The organism is Shewanella sp. NKUCC06_TVS, assembly GCF_019345515.1.
Taxonomy (GTDB): domain Bacteria; phylum Pseudomonadota; class Gammaproteobacteria; order Enterobacterales; family Shewanellaceae; genus Shewanella; species Shewanella oncorhynchi.
On the sequence record NZ_JAHKQX010000003.1, the window covers coordinates 22,580 to 42,278 of the forward strand.

Sequence of the window (19,699 nt, forward strand, 5' to 3'; positions counted from 1 at the left end):
TGCGTTATTCTTCCTTTGTATTAATAAAGTTCATCGATGGCATTAGTACAACGCGCACCAGTTTCTGGACTACTTAGATTTGAACGTAGCGCACTAAATAACTCGCGGCCCATGCCATAACGTGAGCGATGTAAATCCACTATTCCCGCGGCTCTGGTGGCAAGTTCAGCTTCAGAGACCAGCAGGCTCAGTTCGCCTGTTAACGCATCGACACGGATCAAGTCGCCATCTTGGACTTTGGCAATTAAACCGCCATCTAAGGCTTCTGGCGTTAAATGAATGGCCGCAGGGACTTTACCCGACGCACCAGACATGCGACCGTCGGTCAGCAGCGCGACTTTAAAGCCTTTGTCCTGAAGCGTTCCCAATAATGGGGTTAACTTGTGCAGTTCTGGCATACCATTGGCTTTCGGGCCTTGACCTTTAACCACCACAACACAATCTCTATCCAGAGCACCGGCTTGGAACAAGGCATCGAGTTTGTTTTGATCGTCAATCACCACCGCGGGCGCTTCAACGACACGATGTTGTTCTTGTACTGCTGACACTTTGATCACAGCGCGGCCTAAGTTACCTTTGAGTAATTTTAAGCCACCGTTGCCTTGGAAAGGTGATGCGACTGACGTTAACACTTCAGTATCTAAGCTAGTCGTTGGACCATCGACCCAGCGCAGTTCACCGTCGAGCAGCCTTGGCTCTTGGGTATAACGGCGTAAACCAAAGCCCGCAACGGTATTCACATCTTCATGCAATAGACCCGCATCGAGCAATTCTTTGATTAAGTACGCCATGCCACCGGCTGCATGGAAGTGATTAATATCGGCATGACCGTTTGGATACACGCGCGCCACTAGTGGTACAGCATCGGATAATTCAGAAAAATCATCCCAGTTCACAATAATACCGGCAGCACGAGCCGCGGCGACTATGTGCATCGTCAAGTTAGTTGAACCGCCTGTCGCTAATAGCGCGACTATGCCGTTAACCACAGATTTTTCGCTGACCACTTCACCGATTGGGGTATATTGGGTGCCCATTTCGGTTAAACGACACACTTGCTTAGCTGCCATCTTATTTAACGCTTCGCGCAGTGGATCATCAGGATTCACAAATGACGAGCCAGGTAACTGCAGGCCCATCACTTCAAGCATCAACTGATTCGAGTTTGCCGTGCCGTAGAAAGTACAGGTTCCCGCACTGTGGTAAGACTGGGCTTCAGCTTCTAATAGCTGTGCACGGTCTACTTTACCTTGGGCAAATTGTTGACGAATACGGGCTTTTTCTTTGTTCGGGATACCTGATTTCATCGGCCCTGCCGGCACGAATAACATAGGTAAGTGACCAAAACTTAAGGCGCCGATAAGTAAACCTGGAACGATTTTATCGCAAATGCCGAGCAGTAAAGCGCCATCGAACATGTTGTGAGACAAACCCACAGCCGTTGCCATCGCAATCACTTCACGACTCAGTAAGCTCAATTCCATACCGGGTTGACCTTGAGTCACACCGTCACACATGGCCGGAACACCGCCCGCCACTTGTGCAACACTGCCGACTTCCTGACAGGCTTTTTTAAGCAATTCAGGATAGCTTTCATAGGGTTGGTGCGCAGATAACATATCGTTAAATGCCGTCACTATGCCGATGTTCGCCTTATTTAATTGACGCAATGAATTTTTGTCGTCTGGATTACAGGCGGCAAAACCATGGGCTAAGTTGCCACAGCTCAATGAGCTACGGTGTACACCATGGTTACGAGCATCATTCAATGCGGCGAGATAACCTTCACGTGACGCTTTGCTACGGGCAATAATTCTGTCGGTAACAGCTTGAACTACTGAGTGTATTTCTACTGAGTGCATAGTGACTCCTTAAGCGCTCCAGAACACATCAACGGGCGTTTTACGCTGCGCTAATACGGCTCTGATAGGCATAGCATGGACATCATCACTTTCTAACGCTTGACGATATACGGATAATTTCTGTTCCCCGACCAAGTGCAGATAAATTTGTCTGCTGTTCAGAATCGCACTCTTAGAGAGCGTAATTCTACCATGGGGCGCTGTGGTGGGGTTCGTCGCCACACACAGGGCTTGGGTTGTGAGCGCATTTTCAAGCTCAGCACTGCAGGGAAACCAAGAGCAGGTATGACCATCGTTACCCATGCCTAACACCACCACATCAAAAGGACGTGGGAAGTTAGACAAGGACTCGGCGGCCATATCGGCGCCCGCTTCTGCAGTCGAAAACATGTTTTTTAAACCGCGGAATTTGGCATTCGCCGCACGGTTTTGTAATAAATGTTCACGCACGAGACGCTCATTAGAAGCATCGGCGTCGGCTTCAACCCAGCGCTCATCGGCAAGCGTGATATAAACATCACTCCAATCGATGGATTTCATGCTCAATAGTTGAAATAACTTAAGCGGCGTCGAACCACCGGAAACCACTAAGCTCGCTTTTCCGCGGGCATCGACGGCTTCCTGCAACTGGCTCGCAATTCTATTCGCAAGCTGTTGTTCTAACGCACTTGGCGTATCGAAAGATTTGAATACGGTTTCTTTAATCATCAAAGTCTCCTACTCGTCCCACGAACGGCCATCTTTGGTGATCAAAGCAACTGACGCAACTGGACCCCAAGTACCCGCAGGATAAGGTTTTGGTTTTTCGTTGCTTTGTTCCCACGATTGGATAATGCCATCCACCCAAGTCCATGCCTGCTCGACTTCGTCGCGGCGCACGAACAGCGCTTGATTACCGAGCATAGCTTCGAGTAATAGACGCTCGTAGGCATCAGCGATACGTTCATTTTTAAAGGTATCAGAGAAGCTCAAATCGAGTTTAGTGGTTTGTAGACGTTGTTTTTGCTCCAAACCTGGCACTTTGTTCATCATCTGGATTTCAACCCCTTCATGGGGCTGCAGACGGATCGTCAGCTTGTTCGGTGGCAGATTACGGTAGCTTGAGCGATATAAGTTATGCGGTGGGTTTTTAAAATACACCACAATTTCAGAGCTCTTAAACGGCATACGTTTACCGCTACGTAAATAGAAAGGCACGCCCGCCCAACGCCAGTTGTCGATATCCACACGAATAGCCACGAAGGTTTCTGTGTGTGATTGAAGGTTGGCGCCTTCTTCTTCTAAATAACCCGGTACTGGACTGCCCTTTAAGAAGCCTGCGCTGTACTGACCGCGTACGGTATTTTCATACACATTGTCAGAATTAATCGGACGCAGTGATTTAAGTACTTTAACTTTTTCATCACGGATACTGTCAGCGTCTAAGTTAACAGGTGGGTCCATGGCAACGAGCGTTAACACTTGCAGCAAATGGTTTTGGATCATGTCACGCATTTGACCCGCTTTGTCGAAGTAACCCCAACGGCCTTCGATACCCACTTCTTCTGCGACTGTGATCTGGACGTGGTCAATCGTACGGTTGTCCCACTTAGAGGCAAATAAAGAGTTCGCAAAACGCAGGGCAATCAAGTTCTGTACGGTTTCTTTACCTAAGTAATGGTCGATACGGTAAACCTGACGTTCTTTGAAGTAAGCGGAAACTTGGTCATTGATAACGCGAGAAGAGTCTAAATCTGAGCCGATGGGCTTTTCGAGCACCACGCGTGAATCTGGGTGGATAAGATCTTGTTCATGCAAACAACGGCAAATGTCGCCGAATATTGCAGGTGGCGTAGCAAAGTAACTGACCATAACGCGCTCTTCTGGTTTGAGCAGATCATGGAAGGCACTGTAGCCCGCTGAATCGGTAAAGTTAGTGCCTATATAGTGGCAGCGGGACAGAAAACGTTGGAGAGTCTCTTCGCACAAAGGCTCTTTCACGAAGGTGTTTAATGCAAGCGTGACTAATTCGATAAACTCATCTTGAGTAAACTCGTCTTTCGCGACACCGATCACTTTCGTATCTTTATCGAGAAGTTCAGCTTTATCTAGCTGGTATAAAGAAGGTAACAACTTGCGTCGTGCCAAATCGCCTTTAGTACCAAAGAGTACGAAGTCACAAGCTTTGGCGCCTGATGTTGTTTTGCCCATTGCGTTACGATCTCCTTTGTATGTCGTGTCCCTTCATGTCGATGAAGAAATCCACACTTTTGTTGTAATATAACAACAGAATTTGTTAAATGCATCTATTTTTATAAATATTAACATTCTTGCTAACTAGTCACTTGCTGCATAAATCTGATATGCTTTTTGTGCTTAAATTACTGAAGGTAGTAAAGTCTTATTTCAAAATTGTACTGAAAAGTTACTACATAGAGTCTATTAGTGGGCTGCCAGTCTTGATCTGCTCCCACGAAATAAAAATAAATAAAATTACATTCTCAATTTAGCGGACATACGCGTATGAATACCCTAGAAAAGGTTCAAAAAAGCCTCACCCATTTTAGTAAATCAGAACGCAAAGTTGCAGAGGTGATCTTAGCATCACCACAGACAGCTATACATTCTAGCATCGCCACACTGGCTAAGATGGCAGATGTCAGTGAACCTACTGTGAATCGTTTCTGCCGCCGCTTAGATACTAAAGGTTTCCCTGATTTTAAGTTACATCTAGCGCAAAGTCTTGCGAACGGTACACCTTATGTGAGCCGCCACGTTGAAGAAGATGATTCGACTGAGTCTTATACGACAAAAATATTCGAATCTTCAATGGCTTCGCTCGATACCGCACGTCAAAGCCTAGACATTTCAGCCATTAATAAAGCCGTTGATATTCTCACTCAAGCTAAGACTATTTCCTTTTTTGGCCTAGGCGCATCCGCTTCAGTTGCCCATGACGCGCAAAATAAATTCTTCCGATTTAATGTCCCTGTCATCTGTTTTGACGATGTTCTAATGCAACGCATGAGCTGTATTAACAGTAATGAGGGCGATGTGGTGGTATTGATTTCCCACACTGGCCGTACTAAGTCATTGATTGAAATCGCGCGTTTAGCGAGAGAAAATGGTGCAGCTGTGATTGGTATTACCGCCCGCAACTCGCCTTTATCAATGGAATGTACACTGCCCGTGACAATGGAAGTGCCAGAAGATACTGACATGTATTTACCTATGGCCTCGCGTTTAGCCCAATTAGTCACTATAGATGTATTGGCAACGGGTTTTACCTTACGTAGAGGTCCACGTTTCCGCGATAATTTGAAACGAGTGAAAGAAGTGTTAAAAGAGTCTCGCATCAATAAAGATCCGATACTGTAACTCACTTCCTTTTCTAAAAATGGCTAGTGTTGATCCTTAACCTAGCCATTTATCGTGCAAATATCAGCGATACCTCACAATTTTCATACATAACTTTAGATCAATTTGATTGTAACTTTACTACAAAATTTGGAATTGCATGGTAATATAGTCCCAAGATTTTTTTTAACTTTAACGGAGTATCCTTATGTTCCGCAGAACCAAAATCGTCACCACTCTAGGTCCCGCTACCGATCGTGATGATAACCTACGCCGCATCATCGCGGCAGGTGCAAACGTTGTACGTCTTAATTTCTCCCACGGTTCCCCCGAAGATCATCTAAAACGAGCAACTCAAGCGCGCGAAATCGCTAAAGAGTTAGGCGTTCATGTGGCCATTCTTGGTGACTTACAAGGCCCTAAAATCCGCGTTTCTACTTTCAAAGACAATAAGAAAGTACAACTCGTATTAGGTCAAGCCTATGTACTTGATGCCGAGTTAGCCAAAGGTGAAGGCGACGAGACCCAAGTGGGTATCGATTACAAGCAATTGCCAGACGATGTGACTGTTGGTGATATCCTGATGTTAGATGATGGCCGTGTTCAATTACGCGTTGAGCGTGTTGAAGGCCGTAAAGTGCATACCACAGTGACTGTGGCAGGCCCTTTATCTAACAACAAAGGTATTAACAAACAAGGCGGCGGACTTTCTGCTGCTGCGCTGACCGAAAAAGACAAGGCTGACATTCTCACTGCAGCAATGATCCAAGTGGATTATTTAGCCGTGTCTTTCCCGCGCAGTGGTGCTGACTTGGACTATGCACGCGATCTTGCCCGTCAAGCAGGTTGTAATGCGTTGATCGTTGCTAAAGTTGAACGTGCTGAAGCGGTTGCGACCGATGCCGCTATGGATGATGTTATCTTAGCGTCTGACGTTGTTATGGTTGCCCGTGGTGACTTAGGTGTTGAAATTGGTGATGCAGCACTCGTTGCAGTACAAAAGAAGTTAATCGCCCGTTCACGCCAACTGAATAAAGTCGTCATCACTGCCACCCAGATGATGGAATCGATGATTTCAAGCCCAATGCCAACCCGCGCCGAAGTAATGGACGTGGCGAACGCTGTGCTTGATGGTACCGATGCTGTGATGTTATCTGCTGAAACTGCTGCCGGTGACTTCCCAGAAGAAACCGTTAAGGCAATGGCAAATGTGTGTGTTGGCGCTGAATCTCACCCAAGTGTGATTGTGTCTAAACATAGATTAGATGTGCGTTTCACTTCAGTTGAAGAGACCATTGCGCTATCAACTATGTATGCAGCAAACCACCTAGAAGGCGTTAAGGCGATTATCGCTCTGACTGAATCAGGTGCAACACCACAGTTGATGTCTCGTATCAGTTCTTCACTGCCAATCTTGGGTTTATCACGTCACGCAACAACCCTAGCCAAAATGGCCTTGTACCGCGGCGTGTTACCAATCTACTTCGATTCAACTATCCACCCAGCCGATGAGCTAGCGCAAAAAGCGTTAGAAGCATTAACAGCGGCTGGTTATTTGAATAGCGGTGATATGGTGCTGATGACCAAAGGCGATGCAATGGAAACGATCGGCGGCACTAACACCTGTAAAGTGTTGATCGTAGCTTAAGTTGCTTAAGCTTCCTCTAACAACTCAAGCTCGTTAGAAAACAGCCAATAAAAAACCACCTCATGAAGGTGGTTTTTTTATATTGACTGTTTTCTGTAAGTGCTTATTTCTGTTGATGGAAATTTGTCAGGTTCTCATTGCTGAAGGAAATCTAAGCGGCCCAAACGGCTTAGCTATCGAACTTAACACCGCTTAGACCAAACTGCATTAACATTAAACGCGAACATCAAACACTAGCAATCACTATAACGCTTCGAAATCATTCACATTAATTGCCGCTAAGCGCAGCTTATCAGCATGCTGTAACTTTTGTTCTTCGTCGGCAGTGATAACGCCAGTCTCGAGTGCTTTTGCAAACAAGACTAGATTCGGCACTTTTGCTGGCAACTCACCGGCACGCTGCGCTTTCTTCAGTTTTTTATAGATATCTTTACAGGCATATTGCGCGATAAATGCTTGCTCTACTTCAGCAATACCGCCCTTATCCCCTTCAAATTCAGGACATAAGAAAGTAATACGTTCACGAGCAGGGCCAGGCTTCAACATACCGCTAACTAAATCGGTCGCCATTTTGTCGCTCGGTGCAGTGAAGTGATTACCCAGCGGGAAAATTAAGCCGCGCAGTAACCAGGCCACAGGACGGCTCGGGAAGTTACGAATCGTGTCTTCCAACGCTTTAGCCGCCAAGTGCAAACGATTGGCCATTACATAACGTACCGCAGGCAAATCGTCCTGTTGACGGCCATTATCTTCAAATAACTTCAAGGTCGCTGAGCCTAAATACAACTGGCTGAGCACATCACCCATACGTGCAGACAGCATTTCTTTGCGTTTTAAATCGCCGCCCATGATCAGCATAGATAAATCTGTCATTAAGGCTAATGCAGACGAAATACGCGACATATCTTTATAGTACTGCTTAGTTTCACCGCTCACTGGCGCACTGCCAAAACGGCTACCGCTTAACGCGCTAAACAAAGCACTGAAAGCATTACGCGTGGCATAACCCATGTGACCCATTAATAACGCATCAAAACGCTCTAAGGCTTCATGTTGGTTTTCCATCGCTGCGGCTTCCATTTCGGCGAGCACGTATGGATGGCAGCGAGTCGCACCTTGACCAAAAATCATCAACGAGCGGGTTAGAATATTCGCGCCTTCCACAGTGATCGAAATTGGATTCGACATATAAGGGTGGCCTAAATAGTTTTTAGGTCCTAATTGAATGCCCTTACCCGATTGAATATCCATGGCATCGTTCATCACTGAACGGCCTAATTCAGTCATGTGGTACTTAGCTATCGCGGTCACGACAGAAGGTTTGACTTTAAGATCGATACCCGTGGTTGTTAAACGGCGTGCGGCTTCTAACTGATAAGTGTTGGCAATAATACGCGCCAGCGCTTCTTGCACCCCTTCAAACTGACCAATTGCCATTCCAAACTGGTGACGCACATAGCTGTAAGCCGTTGTCGTCTTCGTCGCCATGTGACCAGAAGCCGTTGCCAATGCTGGCAATGAAATACCGCGGCCCGCTGACAAACACTCAACCAGCATACGCCAGCCTTTACCAGCAAACTCAGGGCCACCGATAATCCAATCGAGCGGAATAAACACTTCTTTACCTTGAGTAGTACCGTTCATAAACGCCATTCCCAGCGGATTATGACGACGACCAATAACCACACCAGGATGATCCGTTGGGATCAACGCACAGGTAATGCCTAAGTTTTTCTTATCGCCAAGCAGACCTTCAGGATCGCGCATTTGGAACGCTAAACCCAGCACTGTTGCTACAGGAGCCAGCGTGATATAACGCTTATCCCATGTAAGTTTAAGCCCAAGCATTTCTTCGCCGTTGAAAATATCACGACACACAATACCTACATCGGGGATAGCGCCGGCATCACTGCCCGCTTCTGGACCAGTTAATGCAAAACAAGGAATTTCATCGCCTTTAGCTAAAGCAGGTAACCAGCGTTCTTTCTGCTCGCTCGTACCATAGTGGGTCAGCAACTCACCTGGGCCTAAAGAGTTCGGCACCATCACAGTCACAGCAGCGCTTACGCTACGGCTGGCTAATTTGCTGACAATGGTCGAGTTTGCATAGGCAGAGAAAGCTTTACCACCAAATTTCTTCGGAATGATCAGTGCGAAGAAACCTTCTTTCTTAAAGTATTCCCACAGCTCTGGCGGTAAATCCTTGCGGTTATGCACTATGTCGAAATCATCGATCATCGTCAGTGCTGTCATTACTTGATTATCAATAAAGTCTTTTTCTTCAGCTGTCAGCGTCGGCTTACCGTAGCTGTGCAAGGTATTCCAGTTAGGATTTCCGCGGAATAACTCCCCTTCCCACCAGACATCACCGGCTTCCATCGCTTCGCGCTCGGTATCTGAAAGTGGCGGCAAGACCTTCTTGAAAAAACTAAAAACTGGGCGGGTAATAAACTGCATCCGGATATTTTTCACCGCAAACAACACGACAATGGCTATCAGGGCAAGAATTATAATCGTCAACATTATCAAGACCTTTTAATTAAGAAGAAACGGGGACTGATACACCAGCCGCCATGTAGGGGATCACTTTACGGATCACGGCTTCGATGTCGTTATGCTCACCAAACTCAGCAGCAGCAATGTCATTTAGGGCATCAGCGGACGCCATAGTGAACACGATAGTGCCTAAGGTAAAGTGTAAGCGCCAAAACATTTCAGCGGGTGGAATATGTGGTGCACTGGCCGAAACGGCTTTAACAAAAGCATCGAGATGCTGGCCGTAATGGGTAGTAATAAACCAACGTAAATGCCCTTGGCTTTCGATATAGCCACGGCCTAAAAGCTGCAGGAAGATCGTGGTACCTTCGGTACGTAGCGCGTTTAAATCCAATAAAGGATCGACCAAAGAAGACAGGATCTCTTCGAGTGTAGCTTGTGCTGGAGCGGCATTTAAACGGTGAATTTGGCTTGAAGCAGCAGGCATAAATACGTCTAAATAGCGGGCTAACACTGCACGGATCAGCTCTTTTTTAGAACCAAAGTGATAATTGACCGATGCTAAATTCACCTCAGCTTTGCTGGTAATGAGTCGCAAGGAAGTCTCAGAAAAGCCCCGTTCGGCGAACAGTTTTTCTGCGGCATCAAGTATTCTAGTTTTTGTATCGGATCGACTTGCCATTCCGTGACCTTGAATTAATTTAAAACACTCGTTTAAATTAAACATTGGCACCACGGATGTCAAACTAAAATTGGACAAATTCACCGCTTTCTAGTCTGTGATACAAGCGGTATGTCGTACATGTCCGAATAAGTGTTAAAAACAAGTCAATTAACCCTTGTGCAATAACCCTGTGGTTTAGGTAAACTGTGTAACACAAAAACAACAAGGACAACTAGACATGGTTATTTCATTGAATCGTCGCAGTAAAATCGCCCTCACAGTGGCACTCGCGCTGGGATTAACGGCCTGTAATGATGCTCAAAGTAAAACAGACAAGACAGCTACTGCAGAAGCAGCTGTCATCAATACCGCCCCAGATAAAGCACAAGCCATTGCTTTTATTAATGATGCTGAAGCCAAGATGGCCGAATTATCGATTGAATCTAATCGCGCCGAGTGGATTTACAGCAACTTTATTACTGATGATACCGCGGCCCTGTCTGCCGCAGTCGGCGAAAAGGTCAGTGCCGCGTCGGTAAAATTTGCAACCGAGGCGGCTAAGTATGCCAATGTGCAACTCGATCCCGTAAATGCCCGCAAGCTCAATATCCTGCGCAGTGCGTTAGTGTTACCCGCGCCGCTCGATCCTGCGAAGAATACCGAGCTGGCGCAAATTAGTTCAGAATTAAATGGCTTGTACGGCAAAGGTAAATACTGTTTTGCCGACGGCAAGTGTATGACTCAGCCTGAGCTATCGAGCTTAATGGCCGAATCACGTGATCCCGTAAAATTACTGGAAGCGTGGAAAGGCTGGCGTGAAATAGCTAAACCCATGCGCCCCTTGTTTCAACGCGAAGTTGAACTGGCCAATGAAGGCGCGAAGGATCTTGGTTATGCCAACCTGTCTGAACTATGGCGCAGTCAATACGATATGAAGCCCGATGACTTTTCACAGGAACTCGACCGTCTTTGGGGCCAAGTTAAGCCACTTTATGAGTCCTTGCACTGCTACGTACGGGGAGAATTGAATAAAGAGTACGGCGATACCGTCGCACCGACCACTGGACCCATCCCGGCACACTTACTTGGCAACATGTGGGCTCAGCAATGGGGTAATGTGTATGATCTCGTCGCCCCTGACAATGCTGATCCGGGTTACGATGTCACTGAGTTACTCGCAAAGAAAGGCTATGACGAGCATAAAATGGTGAAACAAGCCGAAGGCTTCTTCACATCATTAGGGTTCGCACCATTGCCAGAAAGTTTTTGGGCACGTTCTCTATTCGTTCAGCCAAAGGACCGTGATGTGGTTTGTCACGCTTCGGCGTGGGATCTCGATAATCTCGACGATATCCGCATTAAAATGTGTATCCAAAAAACTGCCGAAGATTTTAGCGTTATCCACCACGAACTTGGGCATAACTTCTATCAACGCGCTTATAAGCAACAACCCTTCCTGTTTAAAAACAGCGCTAACGACGGTTTCCATGAAGCAATTGGTGACACAATTGCACTGTCAATCACGCCAAGCTACTTAAAGCAAATCGGCTTATTAGAAGAAGTACCTGATACATCTAAGGATATCGGCCTCTTACTAAAACAAGCCTTAGACAAAATTGCTTTCTTGCCCTTTGGCCTGATGATAGATCAGTGGCGCTGGAAAGTGTTTAGCGGCGAAATCACGCCCGCCCAATATAACCAAGCTTGGTGGGATCTGAGGGAAAAATACCAAGGCGTCAAAGCACCAACTGAACGTAGTGAAGCAGATTTTGATCCGGGTGCTAAATACCATGTACCAGGCAATGTACCCTACACCCGTTACTTCCTAGCGCATATTTTGCAATTCCAATTCCATCAAGCGCTGTGTGAAACTGCAGGCGATAAAGGTCCGGTACACAGATGCAGTATTTATGGCAATCAAGCCGCGGGAGATAAACTCAATAAGATGCTCGAGTTAGGCTTAAGTAAACCTTGGCCAGAAGCATTGAAAGAAGTCACCGGCAAAGAAGCCATGGATGCAAAAGCGGTGCTCGATTACTTCGCACCACTTAAAACATGGTTAGATGAGCAAAATACCACCGCAAACCGCCAGTGTGGTTGGTAAGGGTTCATTAAATCATCACCCAATAACATAAAACAAAATGCCCAATAAAATTGGGCATTTTTATTCAATACTTATCTGTTTAATCTAACGCCATCCCATGCCTTTACGATTGGCTTCACGGTTTTCAAGCTTGAGCTGTTCTGACTTAGTTAACATCACATAAAGTGCCCCAGCACCGCCCTGCTCGGTTTTCGCCGAATGATAGGCAAGCACCATGTCGAGTTGTGATAACCAATAGCACACAGCGGATTTGAGCAATCCCGCAAAGGGTTGACTCTGATAGCCTTTACCGTGGATCAACATGACACAGCGTTCACCATGTGCCTGCGCTGCCAGTAAATAGTTAAGGACGGCATCACGAGCTTGGTTTAACCGATAAGCATGCACATCAAGCTCCATCTTGATGCTGTATTGCCCCATTCGCAGTCGTTTAAAAACGCCGCCTTGTACCCCCTCACGCTTAAAGCTCACAATGTCATCTGGCGCTTGCTGTGGAAACGCTTTTAAATCCAGTGGCATACACGCTAGGAAGGCTTCCCGTTGTAAAGCATCGCGTCTGTGTATTTGCTCAGCCGTCAACGCTTTCGGTGCTAAATTTACCACTGGCATATCGCCTTTTAGTGGCACGACTCCAGCCATTTCCTCAAAAAACAGTGCTGATTCATCATCCAGCATGGCAAGCTCCTTTACTTCACACTCTTGTACAGAAACACACTTTGTAAACATTCAAGGCTTTAGTTCAGCGGGCGCCTCCATTATAGTGACGCCATGATTGCCAGATTAGAATAAAGTAATGAAATTTTTGCCGCTAGTCCTGATGTGCTTATTGTCGCTACCAAGCTTAGCCAATCCAGCTAAAACTCATACAAAATCCACTGATGATCAATTGATCAACGCTAATTACCCTTTGTTTATTAGCGCTTTTAATCAATTGTCTCCTGAGGTGACCCGTGAGATTTACGCTGATGACGCTAGCTACTTATCTGAGAGTCAAAGTAAAGAAATTTACTATGGACGAGACAATATTGTCGCCATTTACAAAAAGTTTTTCGATAAAATCCGCGCCAAAAAAGCCACTATTGACGTGGATTTCCGCATTACTAAACGCAAAATTATCGGTAATGGTGCCATAGATACAGGCTATTATTTGGTTCGATTTTACCCAGCACAAGAAACTGGCGAACCTGTGAGTGAATTTGCGGGCAAATTTGCTATTGGTACAGAAAAAGTCTCATCCACCCAATGGAAAGTGAGCTTAGATACCAATAACCGCGCAGAACCTAGCTATTATCTGAATGCGAAACCGGTACCTAACTTATATTATGGTCGCCAATTTCCGCCTTTACCTGCGGGTAAAAAATTACCCTAATATTAATGCCGATTACGTTTAAATGGACTATCTCACATCTAACGCATTTAGATAGAAATCGAATAAATTTAAACAAATACAATTAAATTAAAGATTTAGCTAACATGACTACAACTAAGCAAGCCTGCCCCTGTGGCAGTGGGATAAGCTATCAAGATTGCTGTGGTCCACTGCATACGCATGTAGACTCTGGGCAAGTGATTGCCCGTACACCTGAACAACTTATGCGCTCACGCTACTGCGCATTTGTATTGAAAAATTTTGATTACATTTTAAAAACACATCATCCAGACTATCTAAATGGCCTTACTCTCACGAGCCTCAATGCTGGTCCTCACCCACATTGGTTAGGATTAGATGTACAGAGCAGCACTGAAACACCAATCCACAATGCTCAAGCGGCGATAGCTGAACAACGACATGGCACTGTTACTTTTAAAGCTTGGTATAAGCTCGATGGTGAAATTGATGCTATCTATGAGCGATCCGAATTTATCTACCAAGCAAGTCGCTGGTATTACAGCCAAGGCCAGCAAATGACGGCTAAATTACCCGGTAGAAATGATCTCTGTATTTGCCATAGTGGCAAAAAATTCAAACAATGCTGCTTAAAATCTTAATAGGTATACAGTGCTGAACTGCACTGGAGAATGACGGTGAAGGTTTATAGTGCTGATTGAACAAGCACAGAGATGAATAATAAAGGCAACCTAGATTACAAACCTAGGTTGCCTTTTTTTATCGTGAGCAGCACATTTGAAATAATTGTGACTTAGTGGGTTATGACCGAAGCACTTTTAGCCGACAAGATAAATTGTGCAAACTCAGGCTCCCGTAATGCAGGGCTATAGAGATAACCCTGCGCCTGATGACAAAAACTTTTCGCTAAAAATGCTTCTTGCTCAAGGGTTTCAACCCCTTCTGCCGTCAAAGATATATTTAATGCATTCGCCATGGCGATAATGGCTGACACAATTTCGCGACTTTCGCGGCTGACGGTAAGATCTGAAATAAACGAACGATCAATCTTAAGTTTACTGATCGGAAACTGCTTCAAATAACGCATAGAGCAGTAACCCGTCCCAAAATCGTCAATCGCGAGCCCTACGCCTAATTCCGCTAATTCTTGGCATAACAAGGTCGCGTGGCGAATATCACCCATCAATTCAGTCTCAGTGATCTCTAAGATTAACGTCTTAGGTTTCAAGCGATAACGCGTCAACAACTGCCACACTTGCTCGAATAAATTACCACTGAAGAACTGGCGGGCCGACACATTCACATGCATTGTCATCTCTGCATTATGATGCTGCCATAGGTTTAACTGTCGACATGCGGCCTCTAAAACCCAACTGCCGATAGAATTTATCATCCCCGACTGCTCAGCAATATCAATAAAGGAAGCTGGAAATAACACGCCTCTTTTAGGGTGATGCCAACGGATTAAGGCTTCGGCGCCAATATAGGTATTCTGCTCAAGATCCCTCAGTGGCTGATAATAAAGCTCAAACTGACGACCACGGATCGCACTGTGTAAATCACGTTCTATCTGCGCATCCTCTTTAAATGCACTCAATAACGTGCTGTTAAATACTTGGATTGCAGTGCCTTTTTTCTTTTTAGCATACTGCACTGCAATATCGGCACAGGTTAATGGGGCAAACAAACTCGCAACAGAGGCAATATCAACCACAGCTAAAGCAGGCTTTGGTTCGACTTGCTCACGGCCGATTAAAATAGGCATAGCAAGATGTTGATACAGGCGCGTACTAAAATAATCGAGATCGTAAACCGCATTATCATCGGTCAATAGCACGGCAAATTCATCGCTGCCGACGCGGGCAATTTCGGTGGCCTTATTAATCTCAGAAAAATGTTTCAAACGGCGGGCAATTTCTATCAACAAACTATCGCCATTTTCATGACCATAGGTATCGTTAAAACGCTTAAATCCCACTAAATCAACTAATAACAACAGTCCCTTCGTGGTACGTTCAAGGACTTGATTAAAATGAGTACGGTTATGTAGTCCCGTTAATCCACAACGCCAAGCAAGCCGTTCAAGCTCTGACTTATAGTTATGCTCGTCGGTATTTTCTTCACACGAGACCAAGGCATAATGATTGCCGCGATCGGTAATGAACTGACTCAGCACGTATGTCAGCCAATAACGACTGCCATCGGCACGACTAAACTGCACTTCGCCTTTGGCAATTTCGCCCCTAAAGATTTGCGCTAGAGTTTGCTCGGCTAATTGGGCATGCTGCTTGAAAAAAGCCAACTCACGGATATTCGCGCCGATAATCTGTTCACGGGGCATGCCAGTGATTTCACTGTGCGCCTGATTCACATACTCGACTTTTTCAGTATGCAGATTAATTAACATACTGATTTGTCGCGATTGTTCAGTGGCACAGCGAAATAAACTCAAGCTTTCTTCTTTATCGTAGCTGTGTTTTGTCGCTAAGGTCAGGGCTAATTGGTCGGCCATCTGGCACGCGAGGTGAATTTCACTGTCATGCCAGTGGGGAGTCAATTGTGCCCGCTCGATGCAGAGCACACCTTCGAGATGGCCATTGATACGAATGGCGATGTCAAGACTCGAGTTGATTTGCCGCGGGATAAAATAGCACTCAGCCAATTCACTTAAACGTGGATCGGTGAGGGCATTGCCTGCATCGATATGGCGCAGAGTTTTGAGCTCGTGTACATACCGGGGACAATCTTGTAATAACTTAGGTCTATGAATGTCTTGCAACATAATAGAACCAAATTGTGCGACGAGTGATTGGGTTTGTTGATCAGATGAAAAAGTCCACACTGATACCAAAGAAACCGCTAAATTCTGGCACAACAACTCTGTGGTTAACTCTGCCGTCTTTGTGAAATCGCCCTGCTGTTTTGCAGTTGACTGTACCAAAGACTCCAATAAATGCTGATGCTGACGTCGCTTCACGCTGGTTCCCTACAAAACTTCGTGTTGGGCTAAAGGTCTTTGCTGTTAGCAAACTTACCTTGAAATTTAGAATTAAGCTGATTGAATTATTCTTATTTGGAGGCAGATTACACTAACTGTTGTAAGCACAGCAACATGTGGCACAATTTATTACAATTTAGTTAACAATAGCAGCATTTTTAGGCAATTAGCGCGATTTCCGTGATATCCATAACCGACTAAAAACTAAAGTGCTGCTTTAAAAATTACAGGCCGTTTTCCAATTGAAAAATCATTTTTTCCGCGCTGACATTGAAGGTCAGCAGTAAGTCGACGCCTCCAGTCTTAGTCACAAATTCAGTTTGCACTTCAGCAAATCGAGTTTGAGCGCGTGTTGCCATGCTTTCGGCATCCGCTTGAGCGCTATCGCCAACAAAATTTAACGTCAATAACGTATCGTGTTCATCAATAACGGCGCCGATATCGACAAAGCTGCCGCAATCGGTGCAAGTGTCATTCACTGTCGGGCTCTGTGCTTCTATTATGCCTTTCATCTGTATTCCTTAATGTATAGAGCGACTGATTAACGGCATCACTAAAATATGCTCGTTAAATTTTTAACGCGGTAAATTTTAACTCGATAGGTTAATACGAATTATAGGTAATTAAGCTTCAAGATAACTGGCTTTAGCTCACGCTTATTTATCGAAATGGATCAGATTGACTTGATGGGTATTGAAGACCACTTGCGGGAAGACGGCCTTAGGCTGAGGCGAGCAAAGGCACAAGATTACGTTGGATTGCCAATTGATCAGCAAAGTGCATGATCTCGACTTTGGGTGCGGTTAATTGGCCCCTTTGCCTCAGCTGAGTCACATGGTCACAGTTACTTAACGCTTCTGCCATTGCGACTGACTCGCCGCCACGGATGACTAAGGCTTCCGGTCGCAATGCTTGTTGTAATTGAAACGCACGTGGACCTTGAGCCATAAAAATACTGCTGTTATCAACCACTGGTTCAGCAGACGATAAATCCGCCATTAAACTTTGCTGCGGTGGCAATTCGAACTGACGTTGTAATTTTTGCGCCATATCAAGTTCATTTTGCCATTGGAATTGCGCCATGTCCCGAGCGTCAACCGACAGTAACGACAGCAACAGGGCGAATTCGCCCCGTCTGTCGTTTTCTATCGCCGCGTTTAAGCGGGTGCCAATTTGGGCTTCGTTGACTAAAGGAACATCAATTTGCATAAAAAAACATCGTCAAAACAATTCGTTGTTAGTTAATCGACCATTTGATACATAACTTTAGGAATATTTTTAAATTGGGTATTTACATGGAAAAGGTTTCTGACTACTATGGCGGCCGCAATTGAGGAGGGGTTCCCGAGTGGCCAAAGGGATCAGACTGTAAATCTGACGGCTCAGCCTTCGAAGGTTCGAATCCTTCTCCCTCCACCATTTGCACTGCAAGTTTTATCGTGTTGTTCGAAAATAATATAGAGTTTTACAAAAGCGTTAAAGGTATTCGTGGAGGGGTTCCCGAGTGGCCAAAGGGATCAGACTGTAAATCTGACGGCTCAGCCTTCGAAGGTTCGAATCCTTCTCCCTCCACCATCTTTATCTCTAACGCAGATAATCATTTTCAAAGACTAAACATGGCCAATGTCTAGTTTTGTCTTGATAAACAAGTCCGTTATTGATGATGTTTTGAAAGACAATTTTAAAAGTCAGTTGTAAAGCTAAAAAGAAAGTTTGTGGAGGGGTTCCCGAGTGGCCAAAGGGATCAGACTGTAAATCTGACGGCTCAGCCTTCGAAGGTTCGAATCCTTCTCCCTCCACCATTTCTTTCACTATCGCATATCCTTCTTGTTCCACTTCCGCTTAGTCTGTTCCAACTTAATCTGACTGTTCCAGCTTGATCTGATTAAATTCTTGGCATATCTATATTAAGTAAACTTTTTGGTGGACGACATTTTTGATTTCAATTACGTCGTGCTCTAATTTAAGTGAATGACTTCAAGGTCATCCAATAAAACCGCTTTGCCCGTCCCTGTGATATGCTCTGAAAATGATCCCTTTCGATGTGACTACTATGATTTCTAACACGATTCAACCACCAGTGGATTCTCACAGCGCTCACAGACTCTGCCCAACATGGGAAGCCCACGCGATAGGCAAGATTGAAGCGGATTTTCAGCGCAGCGCCGATACCCACTTGATTAAGCTTGAATTACCTATGCTCGATGGCATAGATATTTATCTCAAAGATGAAAGTACCCACCCGACAGGGAGTTTGAAGCATCGCCTCGCCCGCTCACTCTTCCTCTATGCCCTGTGTAACGGCTGGATTAAGCAAGGCACGCCAATTATCGAATCCTCATCGGGCAGCACAGCGATTTCTGAAGCCTATTTTGCCCGTTTACTCGGTTTACCTTTTATTGCCGTGATGCCCAAAAGCACGGCTAAAAAGAAGATTGAGCAGATCACTTTCTATGGCGGTCAATGTCATTTTGTCGATCATTCCAGTGAGATTTACGCAGAATCGGCGCGCCTTGCCGCAGAGCTTGGCGGCCATTATATGGATCAATTCACCTACGCCGAGCGTGCTACCGACTGGCGCGGTAATAACAATATCGCTAACTCGATTTTCAATCAGATGGAGCGCGAGCCACACACGATCCCGCGCTGGATAGTGATGAGCCCAGGCACTGGCGGCACATCGGCGACCATAGGCCGTTACATTCGCTATCAGAGGTTGGCAACACAACTTTGCGTGGTCGACCCGCAAAACTCCGTTTTTTTTGATTTCTATCAGAGCGGCGATGCCAGCTTAACCTGTTGCAATGGCAGTAAGATTGAAGGCATAGGTCGACCGAGAGTCGAGCCATCGTTTATTCCTGGTGTTGTCGATACTATGCTGCAAATTCCCGACGCCGCATCAGTGGCGACGATTCATTGGTTAGAACAATTGATTGGCCGTAAAACCGGCGCATCCACAGGAACCAACCTGTACGGCGCATTGCAACTTGCCGTACAAATGCAAGCGCGTGGAGAGCAAGGCTCAATAGTGACCCTCATTTGTGACTCGGGTGAGCGTTACCTTGATACTTATTACGATACAGATTGGATTACAGCTAACATTGGCGATATTGCGCCCTATCAGCGCCAACTTGCAGCATTTAATCATTTCGGCCAGTTAAGTGAGCTTGATTAAGCGACGGTATTAAGTCATTAGGTTTAGAATCCACAAAACATCCACCATAAAAAACGCCCCACAACTGT

Annotated in this window: 15 protein-coding genes and 3 tRNA genes; 9 read left to right on the forward strand and 9 right to left on the reverse strand. The window is 45.6% G+C overall.

The window, feature by feature from the left end; translation table 11 throughout:
• Positions 1 to 20 precede the first annotated feature (20 nt).
• From edd to zwf, 3 genes are read right to left on the reverse strand one after another with little or no spacing between them, the layout of a single operon-like run.
• On the reverse strand, positions 21 to 1,847 hold the full coding sequence (gene edd, locus KO531_RS04000; RefSeq protein ID WP_219250556.1) for a phosphogluconate dehydratase: 1,827 nt from the start codon (positions 1,845 to 1,847) through the stop codon (positions 21 to 23).
• Positions 1,848 to 1,871: 24 nt separating this feature from the next.
• The gene (pgl, locus tag KO531_RS04005) at positions 1,872 to 2,570 is read right to left on the reverse strand and encodes a 6-phosphogluconolactonase (protein WP_105252460.1); all 699 of its coding nucleotides are present in this window, start codon (positions 2,568 to 2,570) and stop codon (positions 1,872 to 1,874) included.
• A gap of 9 nt (positions 2,571 to 2,579) precedes the next feature.
• A complete protein-coding gene (gene zwf / locus KO531_RS04010; RefSeq protein ID WP_028759998.1) occupies positions 2,580 to 4,052 on the reverse strand; it encodes a glucose-6-phosphate dehydrogenase in 1,473 nt (490 codons plus the stop codon).
• A 312-nt stretch (positions 4,053 to 4,364) separates the two neighbouring features.
• On the opposite strand from zwf, the gene KO531_RS04015 reads away from it, so the two are divergent.
• Positions 4,365 to 5,219 (forward strand): MurR/RpiR family transcriptional regulator, encoded by an 855-nt coding sequence (locus KO531_RS04015; RefSeq protein ID WP_006081563.1) that lies wholly within the window; start codon positions 4,365 to 4,367, stop codon positions 5,217 to 5,219.
• Positions 5,220 to 5,406: 187 nt separating this feature from the next.
• On the forward strand, positions 5,407 to 6,846 hold the full coding sequence (gene pyk, locus KO531_RS04020; RefSeq protein ID WP_105252459.1) for a pyruvate kinase: 1,440 nt from the start codon (positions 5,407 to 5,409) through the stop codon (positions 6,844 to 6,846).
• Positions 6,847 to 7,089: 243 nt separating this feature from the next.
• Here the strand turns inward: pyk and KO531_RS04025 are convergent, their stop codons facing one another.
• Positions 7,090 to 9,369, reverse strand: a complete 2,280-nt coding sequence (locus KO531_RS04025) for an acyl-CoA dehydrogenase (RefSeq protein WP_028760000.1) — start codon at positions 9,367 to 9,369, stop codon at positions 7,090 to 7,092.
• Positions 9,370 to 9,385: 16 nt separating this feature from the next.
• Entirely contained in the window at positions 9,386 to 10,024 is a 639-nt protein-coding gene (locus KO531_RS04030; RefSeq protein ID WP_028760001.1) for a TetR/AcrR family transcriptional regulator, read from the reverse strand.
• A 220-nt stretch (positions 10,025 to 10,244) separates the two neighbouring features.
• On the opposite strand from KO531_RS04030, the gene KO531_RS04035 reads away from it, so the two are divergent.
• Positions 10,245 to 12,110, forward strand: coding sequence for a M2 family metallopeptidase (locus KO531_RS04035; protein WP_219250451.1), 1,866 nt, complete (start codon positions 10,245 to 10,247; stop codon positions 12,108 to 12,110).
• 84 nt (positions 12,111 to 12,194) lie between these two features.
• Here KO531_RS04035 and smrA read toward each other — a convergent pair whose 3' ends face one another.
• Positions 12,195 to 12,785, reverse strand: a complete 591-nt coding sequence (gene smrA, locus KO531_RS04040; RefSeq protein ID WP_198573474.1) for a DNA endonuclease SmrA — start codon at positions 12,783 to 12,785, stop codon at positions 12,195 to 12,197.
• Positions 12,786 to 12,903: 118 nt separating this feature from the next.
• On the opposite strand from smrA, the gene KO531_RS04045 reads away from it, so the two are divergent.
• Both KO531_RS04045 and KO531_RS04050 read left to right on the forward strand, forming a co-directional pair.
• Positions 12,904 to 13,479, forward strand: a complete 576-nt coding sequence (locus KO531_RS04045; protein ID WP_028760004.1) for a DUF4440 domain-containing protein — start codon at positions 12,904 to 12,906, stop codon at positions 13,477 to 13,479.
• A 104-nt stretch (positions 13,480 to 13,583) separates the two neighbouring features.
• Complete coding sequence (locus tag KO531_RS04050; RefSeq protein WP_219250452.1) at positions 13,584 to 14,099, forward strand: YchJ family protein; 516 nt, start codon at positions 13,584 to 13,586, stop codon at positions 14,097 to 14,099.
• A 152-nt stretch (positions 14,100 to 14,251) separates the two neighbouring features.
• Here the strand turns inward: KO531_RS04050 and KO531_RS04055 are convergent, their stop codons facing one another.
• The 3 genes from KO531_RS04055 to KO531_RS04065 form a co-directional block, all read right to left on the reverse strand.
• Positions 14,252 to 16,435: a GGDEF domain-containing phosphodiesterase gene (locus KO531_RS04055; RefSeq protein WP_173244961.1), complete on the reverse strand. Its 2,184-nt coding sequence runs from the start codon at positions 16,433 to 16,435 to the stop codon at positions 14,252 to 14,254.
• Positions 16,436 to 16,680: 245 nt separating this feature from the next.
• A complete protein-coding gene (locus KO531_RS04060) occupies positions 16,681 to 16,968 on the reverse strand; it encodes a DUF406 family protein (protein WP_219250453.1) in 288 nt (95 codons plus the stop codon).
• A 208-nt stretch (positions 16,969 to 17,176) separates the two neighbouring features.
• Positions 17,177 to 17,665 (reverse strand): VC2046/SO_2500 family protein, encoded by a 489-nt coding sequence (locus KO531_RS04065; RefSeq protein ID WP_131524165.1) that lies wholly within the window; start codon positions 17,663 to 17,665, stop codon positions 17,177 to 17,179.
• A 125-nt stretch (positions 17,666 to 17,790) separates the two neighbouring features.
• Here KO531_RS04065 and KO531_RS04070 point away from each other — a divergent pair.
• From KO531_RS04070 to KO531_RS04085, 4 genes are all read left to right on the forward strand, one after another.
• Positions 17,791 to 17,875: transfer RNA gene (locus KO531_RS04070), tRNA-Tyr, on the forward strand.
• A 71-nt stretch (positions 17,876 to 17,946) separates the two neighbouring features.
• Positions 17,947 to 18,031: transfer RNA gene (locus tag KO531_RS04075), tRNA-Tyr, on the forward strand.
• Between the two features lie 142 nt (positions 18,032 to 18,173).
• Positions 18,174 to 18,258 (forward strand) — tRNA-Tyr (locus KO531_RS04080).
• Between the two features lie 227 nt (positions 18,259 to 18,485).
• Entirely contained in the window at positions 18,486 to 19,631 is a 1,146-nt protein-coding gene (locus KO531_RS04085) for a PLP-dependent cysteine synthase family protein (RefSeq protein WP_173244964.1), read from the forward strand.
• The last annotated feature ends 68 nt before the right edge of the window (positions 19,632 to 19,699 follow it).

Coding starts and splice junctions, on each gene's coding strand:
- pgl (WP_105252460.1), bottom strand. CDS start 2,570: ATGATTAAAGAAACCGTATTCAAATCTTTCGATACGCCAAGTGCGTTA.
- zwf (WP_028759998.1), bottom strand. CDS start 4,052: ATGGGCAAAACAACATCAGGCGCCAAAGCTTGTGACTTCGTACTCTTT.
- KO531_RS04015 (WP_006081563.1), top strand. CDS start 4,365: ATGAATACCCTAGAAAAGGTTCAAAAAAGCCTCACCCATTTTAGTAAA.
- pyk (WP_105252459.1), top strand. CDS start 5,407: ATGTTCCGCAGAACCAAAATCGTCACCACTCTAGGTCCCGCTACCGAT.
- KO531_RS04025 (WP_028760000.1), bottom strand. CDS start 9,369: ATGTTGACGATTATAATTCTTGCCCTGATAGCCATTGTCGTGTTGTTT.
- KO531_RS04030 (WP_028760001.1), bottom strand. CDS start 10,024: ATGGCAAGTCGATCCGATACAAAAACTAGAATACTTGATGCCGCAGAA.
- KO531_RS04035 (WP_219250451.1), top strand. CDS start 10,245: ATGGTTATTTCATTGAATCGTCGCAGTAAAATCGCCCTCACAGTGGCA.
- smrA (WP_198573474.1), bottom strand. CDS start 12,785: ATGCTGGATGATGAATCAGCACTGTTTTTTGAGGAAATGGCTGGAGTC.
- KO531_RS04045 (WP_028760004.1), top strand. CDS start 12,904: ATGAAATTTTTGCCGCTAGTCCTGATGTGCTTATTGTCGCTACCAAGC.
- KO531_RS04050 (WP_219250452.1), top strand. CDS start 13,584: ATGACTACAACTAAGCAAGCCTGCCCCTGTGGCAGTGGGATAAGCTAT.
- KO531_RS04060 (WP_219250453.1), bottom strand. CDS start 16,968: ATGAAAGGCATAATAGAAGCACAGAGCCCGACAGTGAATGACACTTGC.
- KO531_RS04065 (WP_131524165.1), bottom strand. CDS start 17,665: ATGCAAATTGATGTTCCTTTAGTCAACGAAGCCCAAATTGGCACCCGC.
- KO531_RS04085 (WP_173244964.1), top strand. CDS start 18,486: ATGATCCCTTTCGATGTGACTACTATGATTTCTAACACGATTCAACCA.